At 59.3% G+C, this 14223-nt stretch carries 14 protein-coding genes, 1 tRNA gene and 2 pseudogenes; 8 read left to right on the forward strand and 9 right to left on the reverse strand.

All coding sequences use genetic code 11. The annotated features are described in order from the left end of the window. A partial coding sequence (locus EN749_RS03780; RefSeq protein ID WP_128362588.1) for an ImuA family protein occupies positions 1-635 on the reverse strand: 635 nt, incomplete at its 3' end. Between the two features lie 935 nt (positions 636-1570). Between EN749_RS03780 and EN749_RS38595 the strand changes: the two genes are divergently transcribed. The 6 genes from EN749_RS38595 (at position 1571) to EN749_RS03805 (ending at position 4370) form a co-directional block, all read left to right on the forward strand. Next, complete coding sequence (locus EN749_RS38595; RefSeq protein WP_245481798.1) at positions 1571-1765, forward strand: hypothetical protein; 195 nt, start codon at positions 1571-1573, stop codon at positions 1763-1765. Between the two features lie 230 nt (positions 1766-1995). Next, positions 1996-2193: a hypothetical protein gene (locus EN749_RS03790; RefSeq protein WP_127266529.1), complete on the forward strand. Its 198-nt coding sequence runs from the start codon at positions 1996-1998 to the stop codon at positions 2191-2193. Positions 2194-2717: 524 nt separating this feature from the next. Next, positions 2718-2813 carry a putative RiPP precursor gene (locus EN749_RS37595; RefSeq protein ID WP_189367358.1) on the forward strand — a complete coding sequence of 32 codons (96 nt, stop codon included), beginning with the start codon at positions 2718-2720 and terminating at the stop codon, positions 2811-2813. A gap of 311 nt (positions 2814-3124) precedes the next feature. Beyond that, positions 3125-3265: an entericidin A/B family lipoprotein gene (locus tag EN749_RS03795; protein ID WP_128362589.1), complete on the forward strand. Its 141-nt coding sequence runs from the start codon at positions 3125-3127 to the stop codon at positions 3263-3265. After that, positions 3265-3453, forward strand: coding sequence for a hypothetical protein (locus tag EN749_RS03800; protein ID WP_236383367.1), 189 nt, complete (start codon positions 3265-3267; stop codon positions 3451-3453). The genes EN749_RS03795 and EN749_RS03800 overlap by 1 nt, the downstream gene beginning before the upstream one ends. A 692-nt stretch (positions 3454-4145) precedes the next feature. Further along, positions 4146-4370 carry a KTSC domain-containing protein gene (locus EN749_RS03805; protein ID WP_164873705.1) on the forward strand — a complete coding sequence of 75 codons (225 nt, stop codon included), beginning with the start codon at positions 4146-4148 and terminating at the stop codon, positions 4368-4370. Here EN749_RS03805 and EN749_RS03810 read toward each other — a convergent pair. Beyond that, a complete protein-coding gene (locus EN749_RS03810) occupies positions 4295-4564 on the reverse strand; it encodes a hypothetical protein (RefSeq protein WP_245481799.1) in 270 nt (89 codons plus the stop codon). The genes EN749_RS03805 and EN749_RS03810 overlap by 76 nt on opposite strands. 41 nt (positions 4565-4605) lie before the next feature. On the opposite strand from EN749_RS03810, the gene EN749_RS03815 reads away from it, so the two are divergent. Next, the gene (locus tag EN749_RS03815) at positions 4606-5466 is read left to right on the forward strand and encodes an ATP-dependent DNA ligase (protein ID WP_127807867.1); all 861 of its coding nucleotides are present in this window, start codon (positions 4606-4608) and stop codon (positions 5464-5466) included. Between the two features lie 168 nt (positions 5467-5634). Beyond that, positions 5635-5865, forward strand: a pseudogene (locus EN749_RS03820) (ETC complex I subunit); the annotation flags it as partial. Between the two features lie 536 nt (positions 5866-6401). On the opposite strand, the gene xth reads toward EN749_RS03820, so the two are convergent. From xth to EN749_RS03860, 7 genes and pseudogenes are all read right to left on the reverse strand, one after another. Next, positions 6402-7193, reverse strand: coding sequence for an exodeoxyribonuclease III (xth, locus tag EN749_RS03825; RefSeq protein ID WP_127807869.1), 792 nt, complete (start codon positions 7191-7193; stop codon positions 6402-6404). Between the two features lie 1927 nt (positions 7194-9120). Then, positions 9121-10707: an FAD-dependent oxidoreductase gene (locus EN749_RS03840; RefSeq protein WP_127395383.1), complete on the reverse strand. Its 1587-nt coding sequence runs from the start codon at positions 10705-10707 to the stop codon at positions 9121-9123. Between the two features lie 266 nt (positions 10708-10973). Continuing rightward, positions 10974-11312 (reverse strand): annotated as a pseudogene (gene dnaE2, locus EN749_RS38600) (error-prone DNA polymerase); the annotation flags it as partial. A 500-nt stretch (positions 11313-11812) separates the two neighbouring features. Further along, positions 11813-12493 (reverse strand): hypothetical protein, encoded by a 681-nt coding sequence (locus tag EN749_RS38605; protein WP_245491243.1) that lies wholly within the window; start codon positions 12491-12493, stop codon positions 11813-11815. A gap of 107 nt (positions 12494-12600) precedes the next feature. Beyond that, a complete protein-coding gene (locus EN749_RS38610) occupies positions 12601-12894 on the reverse strand; it encodes a hypothetical protein (RefSeq protein WP_245491245.1) in 294 nt (97 codons plus the stop codon). A gap of 331 nt (positions 12895-13225) precedes the next feature. Continuing rightward, positions 13226-13302: transfer RNA gene (locus EN749_RS03855), tRNA-His, on the reverse strand. A 370-nt stretch (positions 13303-13672) separates the two neighbouring features. Further along, on the reverse strand, positions 13673-14131 hold the full coding sequence (locus EN749_RS03860) for a phasin (RefSeq protein ID WP_127327947.1): 459 nt from the start codon (positions 14129-14131) through the stop codon (positions 13673-13675). Positions 14132-14223 lie beyond the last annotated feature (92 nt).

The raw sequence follows: 14223 nt of genomic DNA on the forward strand, positions 1-14223 counted from the left end.
GACCGGATCAGTTCAAGTTGCCATCGCGCCCGGCCAACGCCGGGCACAGGCAGCGGTCGCGACGGCAGCACGGAAACCCGCCAGCGGGTGACGGACGCCGTCGGCTGCCCGAAATCGGCGGCTTCGGTCTGGCGGCGCCAGCGGCGGATCGCGATGCCGATCGCGCCGGAGCCTTCCGATGCCAGTTGCAACCGGCGCGAGGCAGTCATGGACAGGCGCGCCACTTCCGCGACCACAGCCCCAAGTCCGACATGCCGCAGGCCTTCCTCGAAGCAGGCGAGCAAGGATTTGTCGTCACCGGCTTCGACATAGATCACCCGGTCGGGATGCAGTCCGACCTGTGCGATTGCCGGTGCAAACAGATCCTGGCGCGTCACGCACCACAGCACCTTGCCTTGCGTCCTGGCCGCAATGCCTGCAGCAAAAAGCGACGCGGCAGCGCCATCGATTGCACCATTGCCGCCGCCGGCAACTTCATGAAGTGCGCCAAGCGCCACGCCCCCGCCTGGCAGATGACTGTCGATCGAGGAGATACCGAATGGGAGCACCGCTCTTTTGCGCGCGTTACCGCCTTCGAGACGCGCAATGCGATCTCGCAGATCGGAAATAGCAGCGTTTGGCGTCGATGCACTCATCTGTCCCCTGAACGCGACATGGTGGCGGAATGTTCCTCATTTGTTCCCTTCCTAATGAAGAGTCAATGGGATGGCGAGGTGGCGCTGCGGAAGAAATGTTTGTGGCGACCGCCCGGTGGCATCGACAGAACCGTTTGCCAGCAGGACGAGGCGTCGAAGCCACCTGTCCTGTTGGGATGTTCGCGCCGGCGGCTGGCGGCGCCCAAGGAAAAACGGCGTATAAACCGCAGTCCTGCGCGCGTCCGCAATTGCGGACATTGTCGCGCGCGGGACGGAGGAAATTCGCCCCCGCCGCGGGCGGTTAACAGGACAGCCGAAGGAGCGTCAGCATAGCGCCGGCCGCAGGACGGGACGCGGGACCGACTGTCCCCGTCCGCGGTGGTCCGCGTGTAGCATCGGCCATGAATGCAGTTGCGTTGGGATTGAGCACGAAGCCTCAACCGATTGCCAGATCTCCCTATCCAATTGGAAAAAAACCATTTTTCCAAACCATCAGGAGTCTATTGACACTTTTGTTCTTATTTTGTTCACTGTTGGTGATTGATACTGGAGGCGAACCGTGGAACTTCGCTTGAACATTGAAGGTGCAACGCCCGAGGAACTGGCACGCGGGATCGCGGCAGCCGAAGCAGTCTTCTCGCGCGCCGGCATTACGGCTTTGCAAGGCGCGGAAGGTTTGTTCGCGTTGGAAGGCTGGGATATCAAGGGCTTCCCGGAAGACGACCAGCCAACCGAGGACGAGGACAGGCTGCTTCGGTCTGGATGGAAGCCGACGAGGCTGCGACGACTGCATGTTGTGCGGGCTGGCCGGAGGATAAAGTTCCGGGCCATCAGATCATGGAGCTGATCGACGTGCCCCGAACGAGATTGCAGGCCGAGGCGCTCCCGGACACGTGGCCGGCGCGCAAACAGCTCTATCCCGATGTTGTCACCCGGTGGAGACCACGACCGGGCCGGACCGCCAGATCGATTTCGATATTGCCTTCGTTCTTGGTTGGGTGCCCGAGCGGCCGACGCTGGATCAGGTCGAGCCGCTTTCGGAAAATGGCGACCGTATCCCCTTCTTCACCAGCAACCTCGCCCAGGTGGAAGAAATGGCTCGCAAGGCACTCAAGGACTGGACGATCTAGATTGACCAGGACCCCTACGATGCCCACGTTTTCGATCCTGCAGCCAGCGAAGACGGTGAAGAATTGCGGATCGCACTGACCCTGGCGATGATGCGCGGCCAGTCGATGCATTTCGATTAGCGGTGAACGGGTTACACGGCCAACGTCGATCGATCGTGCTTGGCCACTCCAGGTCGCACGCTGGATGGCTAAAAACCTGACCAGCCCACACCGCACCCGAGGAGAGAACAATGTCAGAAAAACCACCCTATATGCCGACCGGCATTGGAACAGGCATGATGAGCGACGACGAGACCAAGGTCGGCGTTCTGATATTCGAAACGGCGCAAGGGAACTTCGACTTCGCAGTCAATCTGCAGGCAGTCGATATCCTCACCAAGGCCATCAACAAGATCGAGATGCATCTTCGCTCCGGCAAGACGCGCTGAGTGTCCGACGATGTGCCAGATCAGAGAAGCCGAAGCCAGGACCTTCGGGAGATCACGCAGGGACCAGGCATCGTGTGGCGGGTCGGCTGGGCGTCGCAAATCCGTTGTCAGTCGCCGACTGGCTCGGCTGGAGGAAACGCTCGGAAGCCAGTGCTCTCGCGCACGACTCGCGGCGCCGGGTTGACGGACTGCCGCTGCGATCGATCACGACTTGCTCACGCTGCATGCCGGCGGTCGGTGGGCCCGGCGATGTAGCGCTCTCCCGTTAACATCGTTCCCCGGATTTGGGAGGGCCGGCTAAGTCTTGGTCGACCAATTTCGACAGGACAGCCGTCAATCTGGATTGCCCGTTTGCCGTCCAACGCGACCGAAGTTCTTCGCCCGCTGGTTCGCACCGGGTCATTCTCCGTCTTCTCTGCGACGATCGCGACGCGTGGCGTGCGTCACTGGCGGCCATTTTAGCATCAGCTTGACAAGTTAATTGCCCCAAAGCAGTTTCGGTGTGTGAAAAGGGAGGAACAGCTATGAAAAAAGCCTATGAAAAGCCAGTCCTGACCAAGCGGGGAATTCTTTCCTCAATCACGGCGCAAGTCATCGAGTCGGGTCTTTCTGCGACCTGAGCAGGTCTTTGACCACCTGGAAGCCCGCTGGCTCCGGCTGGCGGGCTTTTTGGTCTTCAGGGCGTGGATTAGGTCCTGACCGACAAAGGGTGCTACATGGGCGATGAAGAATGCCCGCCCAGCGTACGTTGTCTACGCACCACCGCTGATCGGCCTTCCGTTCCTGGCTGTGAATACTGGCTCTGGATGGGACGACCATCGCAACGCCCTTTGACACCGCAGATGAAGCGGCCGCCCACAACAAGGTGATGGCGGTTACAGGTGCGATACGGCAAAGCGGACTTGATAACCACAAATAGGAGAACCCGTCCATGAGACTGCTACGCATCACACCGATTGTCATTCTTACCTGTGCCTTGGCCCTTGCGGCCTGCGCCAACACCGTCCGAGGCGTCGGCAGGGACGTCAAATCGACGGCCAACGCAGTCGACGACACGGTCAATAAACCCTGATGCAGAGGACCGTCACGGTCATCGAGAAGACAACGGGCCGCGTGATCGGAGCTCTGCCGATCGATCTTGCGCAGCAGAATCACGAGGCTTCCGATGATCAGTATTTCACCAAGGCGTTCGAAGCCGCCATGGACAGCGGCCTTATTAGTGAGGCCGACAAGCATGCGGTTGAATTCCGGCTTGAGTAAAGTTGACGTTGCGACGGCTTTCTGTCGCGTATCGGGGTTTGTGGTTGCATGGTTTTGCACCTCAGCCATCCATCAGGGGTGAATCAACACACCGTCTAGTCCAACTATCCCTAGGCACGGCCCGCCGCTGCTATGAATGGGGCGGCGGGTTTTTGACCCGGAGGCGAGCAGCAGCCGCTACTCAGACCCACTCAGTAGAGCAAGTCGGCGTATCGGTAGGCGAACACTCGGCCATTGCTCTCGTCGGTCACCTCAAAAAAGTAGTTTCCGGATCGGTGGAGCGTCAGTGGCCTTTTCGTTGCCTGTGCGGCGGCGCAATAGGATGTCGGGGCCTCAGCCCGGTATTCCGCTATCACCTGGCCCGCAAGATATTCTCGGATTTGATACGCCACGGTCAGCCCCCGGGGTCCGAATCATACATTAGAGATATCTAACATTTCCCTTTTGGCGAGACGGGGTGTACTTTAGTTACCGCTGGGTTTCCTAGCGACCTACACTGCCCGCTGCCGAGAGGTGGCGGGCCTTTTCGTTTATGTGTGGAACGCCGCAATCCAATGGGAGTTGAAATTCTGTCACCGCCCCTTCCGTGGAGGCGATAATGGCCACGGACGTACAGCCGTGCTCGGCCCGCTCCCGCTTCCTCAGTGGGCGGGCCATCTCGCGGGTCGCTCACTAGCAGCATCTGGTGCACCATGCCGTCAACCTCGATACGCAGGTTCGAATACAATCCGGACACCAGGGTTCTATCGGTGTGGTTTGTAGCGAGCGGCAGGCAGTACGACTTTCTGGACGTGCCGCCTGATACCTACGCCGATTTTAAAACTGCCTTTGCCAAGGGCCGCTATTTCAACGATCGCATCCGCAACCATTTCGCGTTCCGGCCTGTGGCAAGCTCCGGCTCCAGCGGCTCATGCTGAGGCAGATTGTGCCAAGCGACCTGGCGGAAGTCGCGCATGTCGAACTGCTGGCCGCACACCGGACAGGTCATAAAATTGTTGCGCTCGTCGGCAGGCTCGCCGCCGTGCTGCTTGCCGGGAATCGGCGGTCCAAGGTCGGATAGCTTCGTCATAACTGTCAAACATTCAATTCGTCTAAAATGTTCCGGAACCATTTTAGCGCGCGCTAATTGAATCGCACTATGCGAGTCGGCGCATGCCTCTGAAGTTCATCAAGCCCATGGAGCCCGAGCTGGTCGACACGCCACCGCAGGGCGACGAATGGCTCCATGAGATCAAATTCGACGGGTATCGCACCCAAATCATCAAGGATGAAAACGGAATCCGGCTGTTCACCAAGAATGGTTACGACTGGACCGGCCGCTACATCGAACTTGCCGGAGAGGCGGAGGCGATCGAGGCCGAAAGTTTCATCATCGATGGCGAGACTATCACGGTCGACGAGGCCGGACGGTCCGACTTCCACGCCCTGCAATCAGCCGTTACCCGCCGTAAGCCGTCGCGCGACCTGTATTTGGTGGCGTTCGATCTCCTGCACCTGAACGGGCACGATCTGCGCAACATGCCGGTGGAAGACCGCCGCGAGATCCTGCAGGCATTGATACCAGCCGTCGGCCGCATTCAGGTCAGCAAAGCTATGCCCGGCACTGGCGATGCGGTTTATCACCTAGTCGACAGGGCAGGGCTGGAGGGCATGGTCTCAAAGCGCAAGGATAGCGTCTACCGCAGCGGGCCGACGATGAACTGGCGCAAGATCAAGTGCTATGCCGAAAAGGAAATGGACATCATTGGCGTGCAGCGCGAGGCCGGAAAGCCCGCGATGGTGCTCATGGCCGACAAGGGTCGCTATGCTGGCGGCGCGTTCGTTGCCTTTAAAGCCGACAAGCGTCAGCGACTATGGGATCGCGTGCAAGGGAAGGTCGGGGGACCAGTGCCGATCGGTCTAAAGAAAGAAAAGGCCGAATGGCTCAAGCCTGGTCTGGTCGGTCGCGTGCGGTTTCTAAAGGGCGAGGAGAAGCTTCGCCATGCGAAGCTGCTGGACTACCGGGAGGAATAATTCTTGGGCTGCTGGCAATGAGTGCCCACGTTGCGGAACAGAACCGTGTGGCTGGCGTTGTGCCGACATCTGCACGTCTACGAGCAGCCTAGACACATCGGGCTTTGACCGCGACACGATAGCCAGAAGGTCACCGAATGGACCTTTAAAGTCATGGCAGCGGGAGATCCGATCGAGGTGGTGGATGACCCGGTACTCGCACCCGACGAGAAACGTGCCGTGCTCAAGAACTGGGCCTGGAACGAGTACCTGATCGACCTGGCCACCGCAGAAGGCATGCCGGAAAATGCACGTCCGACGCGACGGGACGAGGTTGAACTCGCTCTGCTGGCGTTGGAGGGCCGCACCCAGACATTCCAGACTCGGCTCAGCCCGGTATGCTCCCGGACAGCCGCATGATTGGAGGCAAGAATGGACCCACTGATCGTCTTCGACGCCCAACCGACCATCCCGAACCCCTTCGCGAGCTCACCTAGCTCGTGCGAGTTCACCCGCGGCGCGGCATGCGCCAGATGCCTGACTAATAGGCCGTGACCAGCGATCCCACGCGGCCGCTGCCGTACCGGTGACACCCGAAGCCAAGCCCATGAGCTCCAGCGGGTACCCTCGGCGCTGGCTGTCTTCACTCCTGCATCATCCTTTAGCTTGCCGACAGGAATAGTTCGTGGGGAGCGACAAAGAGATGGCCGGTCGCGCGTGATGGCGCGGCTCGGCCTGAGAAGTAATTGGATCGGGCGGCCAAAGGACTATCCCCGTGCCATCGCTTTCGGCCGCAAGCGACTTCTCGGCGCCCGCAAACTGCCTGCGCTTTTCGGCCAGTTCTGCAGTGAATGCGAAGCTTCTGCCATCACGAGATTGGTAGATCCCATGCTCGAGTGCAGAGACCAGCTTTGCAATTAGCGAAAGCCCGGCATCCTGGCGAACAACGGCACCCTTCAATGACGGCCGGGTAGGTTGAGCTCTATCCAGGCTGGCGCATGATCACTCGGTTTTTCCCAGCCGCGCAAATCAGCGTCCACCCCGGCATCACGTAACCTGGACGAAAGTGACGGGCTGACGAGGAGATGGTCCATGCGCAGGCCGGAACTCCTGTCGAAACCGCCACGATACGAAAAGTTCCAATACGTATAGATGCCCTTCTCCGGATGGAAACGGCGGACAGCATCGATCCAGCCATAACCAAGCATTTCGGCGTAAGCTTGCCGGCTCTCCGGAAAGTAGACCGCGTCGCCTAGCCAACGTCCTGGCACCGCGGCATCGATCGGCGTTGGCACGACATTATAGTCGCCGCACAGAACGCACGGGGGTCCTTCCCTGAGCAGTACCTGGCTGTAACTGATCAGACGATCGAACCATCGGAGCTTGTAGTCGAATTTCGGGCCAGGCGCTGGATTGCCGTTGGGCAGGTACAGACAGCCGATCACGATCCCATCCACCTCCGCCTCGATATACCGGCTGTGAGTATCGTCAGGATCACCCGGGAGGCCACGCCGACGCTCCAGCGGCTCTTTCCCTCGGGCGAGTACAGCTACACCGTTATAAGACTTCTGCCCATGCCAGACGGCACCGTAACCGGCGTTCCTGATGGCTTCGGCGGGAAATTTCTCATCCGAGGTCTTCAATTCCTGAAGGCATACGATGTCATAGTTGGTCTGACCTAGCCATCTGATGAGCACCGGCAGGCGACCGTTCACGCCATTCAAATTAAAGGTCGCGATGCGGGTCATTGCATTATGCCGGCGGCGGGGTTGTCAGTCTTGCAGGCAGCCTCGCCAATAACCGCCGCTCCTTTTCCATACCGGCGCATATCTCGTGCCCGGGCTGGCGACCGATGTGTCTCGATGCCATGTTTCACCTCCTGCGCCCTCCCCTCTTCTGGCACGCGACCGACCCTTTTGGGGAGGCTCGCCCGCAGCCGATCTCTCGTTTCGATTTAGACGGTGTAGTCCTCTCAGCTCCTTAACCGCGGGACGGGGGGAAAGTTTCACTACAGCTTTGGCATTTGGCATCGGTTCAGGGGTCCGGAGGCTTGCGAGGCCGATGAACCTTTAGGGCCGTCACTGCGTTCCCTGCGACAAAACGCGAACGATGCATTCCAATGGATCACAACCCACGTCCCGGGCCGCAGAAGCAGGAGGCAAGTGGCGCCGAAGCCCGCTTTTCCTTCGATCGAATGGCCGTCGAGCGGTTTCAGCAAGCTTTTCCGCGCGCAAGATGGAGTGACGAGCGCAAGAGCTGGTTCGTACCCGGCACGACGGCAGCCCGGCGGATTGAACGCTGGCTAGCGCAAGAGGCAGCGCTACGGACGCCCCACGAGGACAGCAAGGGACGAGATGCGTTCGCCTTCGATCCAATATCGAGCCAATATCTGGAGATCGCGGACGACCTGCGCATTCGTACGCCCTACTCGAGGACAGTGCTTGAAGAGTTGCGCGCCGTCCCGTGGTCGGGTTGGGACGACGAATTGCGGGCCTGGAGAGTTCCATTTCGCTCATATGACGAACTCCGGCGCCGGTGGCCAAGCATCGAAAAAGCTGCTCGCAATGCCGAGCCGGAGGAAAGGAAACGGCGACGTGTGGACGCCAGAAATACTGAAGCCTACAGAACCTCGCGCCAACTGGCTGCTGAACGCCGGCGTCACCGCTATCCGTTGCCAACTCACGATCAACCTCGCCTGGGTCGCGCTGTCGCAACCGAGCTCTACGGGGTCGTCGTCTTCACTGACATTTCCGGTGAAGTGGTCGTGCCATCAGACGCAACTGCCCTTTATCCTCACGCAATGGCTTCGAACGGCGAGTTGGTTTGGGGCAGATGGCGCTCGGCTACGCTGGGCGAACTTGTAAGGACATGGCCCGCAAGGGTGGCCGCTGGACCGACCGAACGCCTGAGGGGTTGGTGGTGGCCAACACTTGCCGAGCTTAGAGTTGCGCGTCGAAAAGCCCGCAGTCGAGAGCGTATTGGGCGAAGTCGCAGCTGGCAGATGTGACGCTCGCATCCGGCCGTGCGGCTGCCACGAAGGTCGCTAATCGGGGCTGTCCGTCGAGCGGACTTCAGGCAGGTTTACGGCAGCACGATGTCACCCGCGTTGAATCAGGGGCGTGAGTTTCGACAGAGCGTCATTCGGCCCCCGCTCAAGCGTCAGCTTCACCAGTGTCACTCCGGCCGAGCTATCCCGGAAGGAACGGGGCGCCATGAAGGCCGTTGGATGCTTTTCAGCGAGAAGTCGCCATGCACCTCTTCCAAATCCTGCTTCCTCGCGCGGACAATGACGGCCGGCCATTTGAGCGGGAAGCTTTCGATCGGGTCAAGGAAGAGCTGGCTGCCCGGTTCGATGGCGTCACTACCTTCAGGCGCCAGCAGAGGGGTTGTGGCGAAAGGGTGCCGACTCCGCCATCGATGAAATTGTCATCTTCGAGGTCATGGCGGAAGAAGCCGACTTGTCCGATTGGTGCGCCCGCCGCTCCGAACTGGAGCGCCGTTTCCGGCAAGACAGGGTAATCATCCGTTACATGCCGATGGCATTGGTCTAGCGCGACACCGTCGTCGCGTTCGCGATCCTCGCGTTCAGCGAGATATTTTGAACGATGAAGTGTGTCCAGGTGGGAAAGCGCCCCGCCGGTTGAAATGTTGGTGTTCAAGACCGGACCGGGAGTTTCAGTCTGCGCCGCTGTGGGATTGTGCGTGTGATCTCTTGGACCAATCTGAGGCGGTTCCGGTCCGGCGCGACAAAGGACGGATGGCGGGACCGTTGAGAACGGCTCCATCCGGCGCGAACTGGGAGCCATGGCAGGGGCAGTCCCAGCACTGCTCGGTCGAATTCCAATGGACGATGCAGCCGAGATGCGTGCAACTGGCGGAATGCATGTGCATTCCACCGTTTTGGTCACGGCACACGGCGAGTTTTCTCAAACCATCGCGGAGAATACCGCCCTGACCGGGTTCCAGATCGGCGGCTGATTTGATCTCGCCGGGCAACAGATACTCCGCGAAATTCTTCAACGCCGTCAGATTCTCGCTAACGTAGTTCGCCAATGCCAAGGGAGGCTTGCGATCGGGGGCATAAACCTCCTCCCACACACTGGACCCACCGACGACAAGGTCCCGGATGAGCAGGCCAGCCAACGCTCCGTGGGTGATTCCTTGTCCTGAATCCCCGGTAGCGATAAAGACGTTCTTGCTGCAAGGATTGCGGCCGATGAATCCGCAATAATCGATCGTGTCGAGAACCTGGCCAGACCAACGCGCTGCTTCCTCGCCCAGTTCCGGGACAAGGGCGCGGATCCAGGCGTCCAATGCATCGAAACGCGCCGAGCCGTCATCGGCTTCGCCAGATTTATGATCACGACCGCCCGCAATTAGATAGTCGATGTCACCCTCCCCGGGTTGGAGACGAACGTAGTAGTAGGGATCGTCCATATCCCAATAGAGCGCGTCCGGAAGAGTTGCTTTGGGCAGCTCGAATGCCATCGCATAGGTCCGATAGGGCGCCATCTTGCTGTGGATGGCCACCACCGTATTGACCGGCGAGTTTGTGGCAAACACGGCGTTATCGGCGGTGATGGTTGCGCCCCCTTCGACGCGAAGGCGGATCTGTTCACCCTCCTCGATTTCGGTGACGGCACTTTCGGCAAAAGCCTTGCCTCCGCGCTCCCGGAAATCGTCAAGCAGGGCACGAAGATATTTCAGTGGGTGAAACGTGGCCTGATCGGGATAGCGTAGCACCGGCGCCGCCTCATGGCCTTTCAACGGAACGCCGCGGCCGTGGTCTGCGATTGCACCAACCTTGCCAGCCGCTTCATACTCTTCATCACATTGCTTGGTGGCTTCATTTTCGTCCATCCAGGCTGCGGGAAAAAGAAATCCGTCGAGCCGACGAAAGTCGCAGTCTATTTCAAGATCGCTGACGTGTTCCTCGATCCGGTCGACAGCGGCTTGCTGGCTCTCTTGAAAACCTCGAGCGAGATCCTCGCCGCGGATTTTGACGAGTTCGCTTAGGCCGTCGTCGCAGATCGGGGCCAAGTGGGCGGTCGTGCGGCAAGTCATCCCACCGAGCAGCCGCCCCCTGTCAACCAGCACCACTGACTGTCCCGCCAGCGCAAGTTCGTAGGCAATAGAAACGCCGGCCATGCCCGCCCCCACCACCGCCACATCGCATCGCACATCCTGTTCCAGTTGCGGGGCCGAGGGCAACTCCGTGTCCTTCATCCAAAAAGATTTCGTGGCTTCGTCACTGACGTTCATCGCTGCCTCCAACCTGGCTGCGCGTCTAACGGTCGGAACTGCATTTTGATCCGAAATGTGCAAACGAATCCAAATTGTTTGCTCCCTTGCGCGGAAATGGGACTACCAACGGGGTAGACCGTCGCAGATCGTGATGGCCGACATCGGCTAGGACAAAGCGTCTCGTTGGCCGCGACAAGAGGTCGTTTAAGGAGCCTGACGATGTCGGGCGCTCGCTCCCAGGGGGTTCGTCGAGCCGATCATGGCTCAGGACGAAGCCACCGGGAAAGCCGCAGCCGCCGATCATCGAGATTCAGATTCAGCCCTGTGGCTCGCTGCGCGTGGACGGCTTCGACATGGCCCCAAATCTGCGAGGACAGAAGTCTGGTCATGTCTCGGGCAATCCGAGCGCCTTTCCCACATCGCGGATGGTACCCTTGGTACCCATTGCATGACGATCTCGCGCCGCTCGTTGCTCAACCTTCGAACAGGAGATTGCTGCGTTCGGGATCAATGGAGGTGATGCCGAGCACGTAACACACGGCGGAATTGGCGGCCGAGCCGCGGCCCTGGCACAGAATGTCCTGGCTGCGGGCGATACGAACGATCGAGTTCACGGCCAAAAATACGGCGCGTAGACTGGAAAAAGACGGCTGACCTGCTCGGCTTCGGGCCGGCGTTGCCTTTTCGGTTTTGCAGCAGCAAGACAGTCCATCACGCCCTACATCGTAGAAGATGCCGCAAGTCTTCCGAATGCGGGGAAAGGCGGTAGCGCTCTCCCGTACCAATCCCCGATGGGCAAAGAGCCTTTCCCATTTGCACGCCGCAGCCGCCGACTACACCCCGAGCCGAACGCAGGCCCTTCACTGCGCCAAGAAAGTCCGCCTACGCATTAGGCACGGTACATTTCTGGTCTTGCAGAAAGGCGAAGCATTGAGGCGATATTCGCCCACGCTTCAACCAATCACCGTGCACCGGATTGAGCGAGCGCTCGATCGCGTGGCCGAGATAATCGTCGGGCGCGACGACCAAGGCGAGATATGGCTCCCGCTGTACGACTATCTTGAACGCGCCCTGCAGGATTATCGAGCGAAGGAGGAACGCCTCGCCGCAGTGCGCCAGCGTGTCATACGATCCCAGGATCGAACGGCAACACGATCTTCATAAGTTCCTCTTGCCACATCTTCATGTCGCCGCCCTCGCCGTATTTCGGACGGTCGATCGTGTGGCCCATCAGCATGCGCCGAAGCTCCTCGTCCAGCCTACCGTTCTTCATGCGGTCTTCGAATGAATGGCGCAGTGAATAGACAGTGTGATTGTCAGTCGGGAACAAATTGTAGCTCTTGAAGTGCTTGTTGAGCAGGGCTGACAGCGACGCCTCGCGATCCTTGTACCGCGGGAAGCCGTTGGGATGCTTTTTGAACACCTCAAGCGCCACGCCGACCAGCGGTATCTTGCGCACCGACGAGGCGGTCTTGATCTCTCGTGGATCGTCGGGATCGTCACGCGGCTCGACTGAAATGTGCGGCACCTCGTGGTCAACATGGATGACACCGGTATGCAGGTTCGCGAGTTCGCTCGGCCGGGCTCCTGTCTCAGCGAAGGCAAGCACGATTCCCCTCGCCTCATCATTGAGTGTCGCAAGCGCGCCAGGCGCAAATATCTTGTCGCGAATCCAGTCGGTCGGGAACGGCGGTCGACTGCGTTTCGACTTGTCGGCGAATGACAGATCGGCGAACGGATTCTTCTGTTCGGGGAAACCTAGATGGCGAAAGTAGTCGGCGTAGAGGGTCCGAAGATTGCCCATGTTTCGGTTGCCTGTCGACGCTGAACGGTCTGCTCTCCCTTTCTCAGGCGCAATTCGATCCAGCCAATATTTGTGTACCACTCGCGCGTCGTCGCGCGTTATCTCGCTCATAGGCTTGTCGCCGACCATGCCGATAAACACCTCGACCTCATTTCGCGCTTTGCTTTCCAGCGCTTCTTCTGGTCAGGGCTTTTTGTGCGGATTTCGTCGCGGGCAATCTCGTTGAAGTATAGCTTCAGCGCTTCCGATATCTTGTCGTCAGGGCGAGCGACCGCCCCGCCGACCGCATCGACAGATGGTGATTTGGCAGGCTCGCCTATCGTGCTCTCTACCCGCTGCAGGATGGTATCGAGGGGCTCGGCGACCAGGATCTCAGCGAGCGGTCGATAGACGAATCCCAAGGACTCGGCGCGCTTGATGGCTTGTTGTATCGGATACGCGCCGCCTGTGGATTTTCACCCAGCATCAACGAAGCCCATAAAGCATTGTCAGCAGCCTCATGGAGATCTCGGGCGGTGCGCGCCTTTATCCGGTCTGCGGTGTCGAGGGCGCGGCGCACGAACACGCGACGCTCGTCGAGGTCCCTGACCTCTCTGGGCAGACGACGGTAGTAATGGAAATGATCGCCTCTCCGTTGCACAATATGTAACACAAAATAGGAAATAGCCGCAAGACCGATCCCCAGATGTTACAAATTCTATAACAGACTCAATGATTTAGCGGAAAATCCAGTGGTACCGTTGGCTGGGATCGAACCAGCGACCTCCGGATCCACAATCCGGCGCTCTAACCATCTGAGCTACAACGGCACGTTGCCTGAGCGGATCGAAACAGAAACTCATCCGCCCGCTCTGTCGTTCGGCGATGCGTCCTTACGGGCTTATGGATTCTAATTCAAGGCTTTTGGAAAGCAAAGGTCACTTCCCCACATCGACGCGGCATTTGCCCAGCAAGAAGGCGCAGGCAAGGGCCGGGCGACGGACAAAGAAAAAGGCCGGCGGGAGGAGGTGCCGGCCTTTTCCTGTTACGAGCCAGCGGGAGGAGGTGCTGGCTGGTCACCCCGGGGAGCAGAGGGAGGAGGTTCCACTCACCGGGTATTCCTTGATGGCTGCTATCATACACCTGATCGTTTTTAAGAAAATGCGACCTTTTGTTGCATCTTCAGATCATGCGCAAATGTTAGGCAACCTTGATTTCCTTCATCGCCTTCTCGAAGGCGGTCTTGATCGGCTTGGAGACGTCCTCGGCCGCCTTGGAGGCAACGGCCTGGAAGTCCTTGGCCTGCTCGACGGTCGATTCGACGCGCTTGCGCAGGAAGGCGGTCTGCAGCTCGACGACTTCCGACAGCGACTTGGCGCCGATCAGGGCTTCGAGGTGGGAAAAGCCGGCCTCGGCATTGGCACGCAAAGCGGAGATGGTCTTGAGCGACAGGTCGTTGGAAACGGTCTTGGCGGTCTCGTAGGTCGACTCCAGAGCCTTCTGGGTCTCCTCGGCGCCGGTCTTCAGCTTGGCATAGGCCTCTTTCGACTGCTCAACGCCCTTTTCGGCGAAGGCGCGCATCTGGTCGGTGGCCTTGGAAGCGTCGAAGCTCGGGAATTCAACGTTTTCGATCGTCTCGGCGGTCTTGGTCCTGGACATTTTCCATCCTTTTCAGCGGCAGCGGCTTTGACAGAAAGCCGTCTCGTTCCTGTATGATGGCAATATAAAGGCAAATTTTGTGCGTTGCAATA

Origin of the sequence: Mesorhizobium sp. M7A.F.Ca.ET.027.02.1.1 (assembly GCF_004022985.1) — a bacterium.
Lineage (GTDB): Bacteria > Pseudomonadota > Alphaproteobacteria > Rhizobiales > Rhizobiaceae > Mesorhizobium.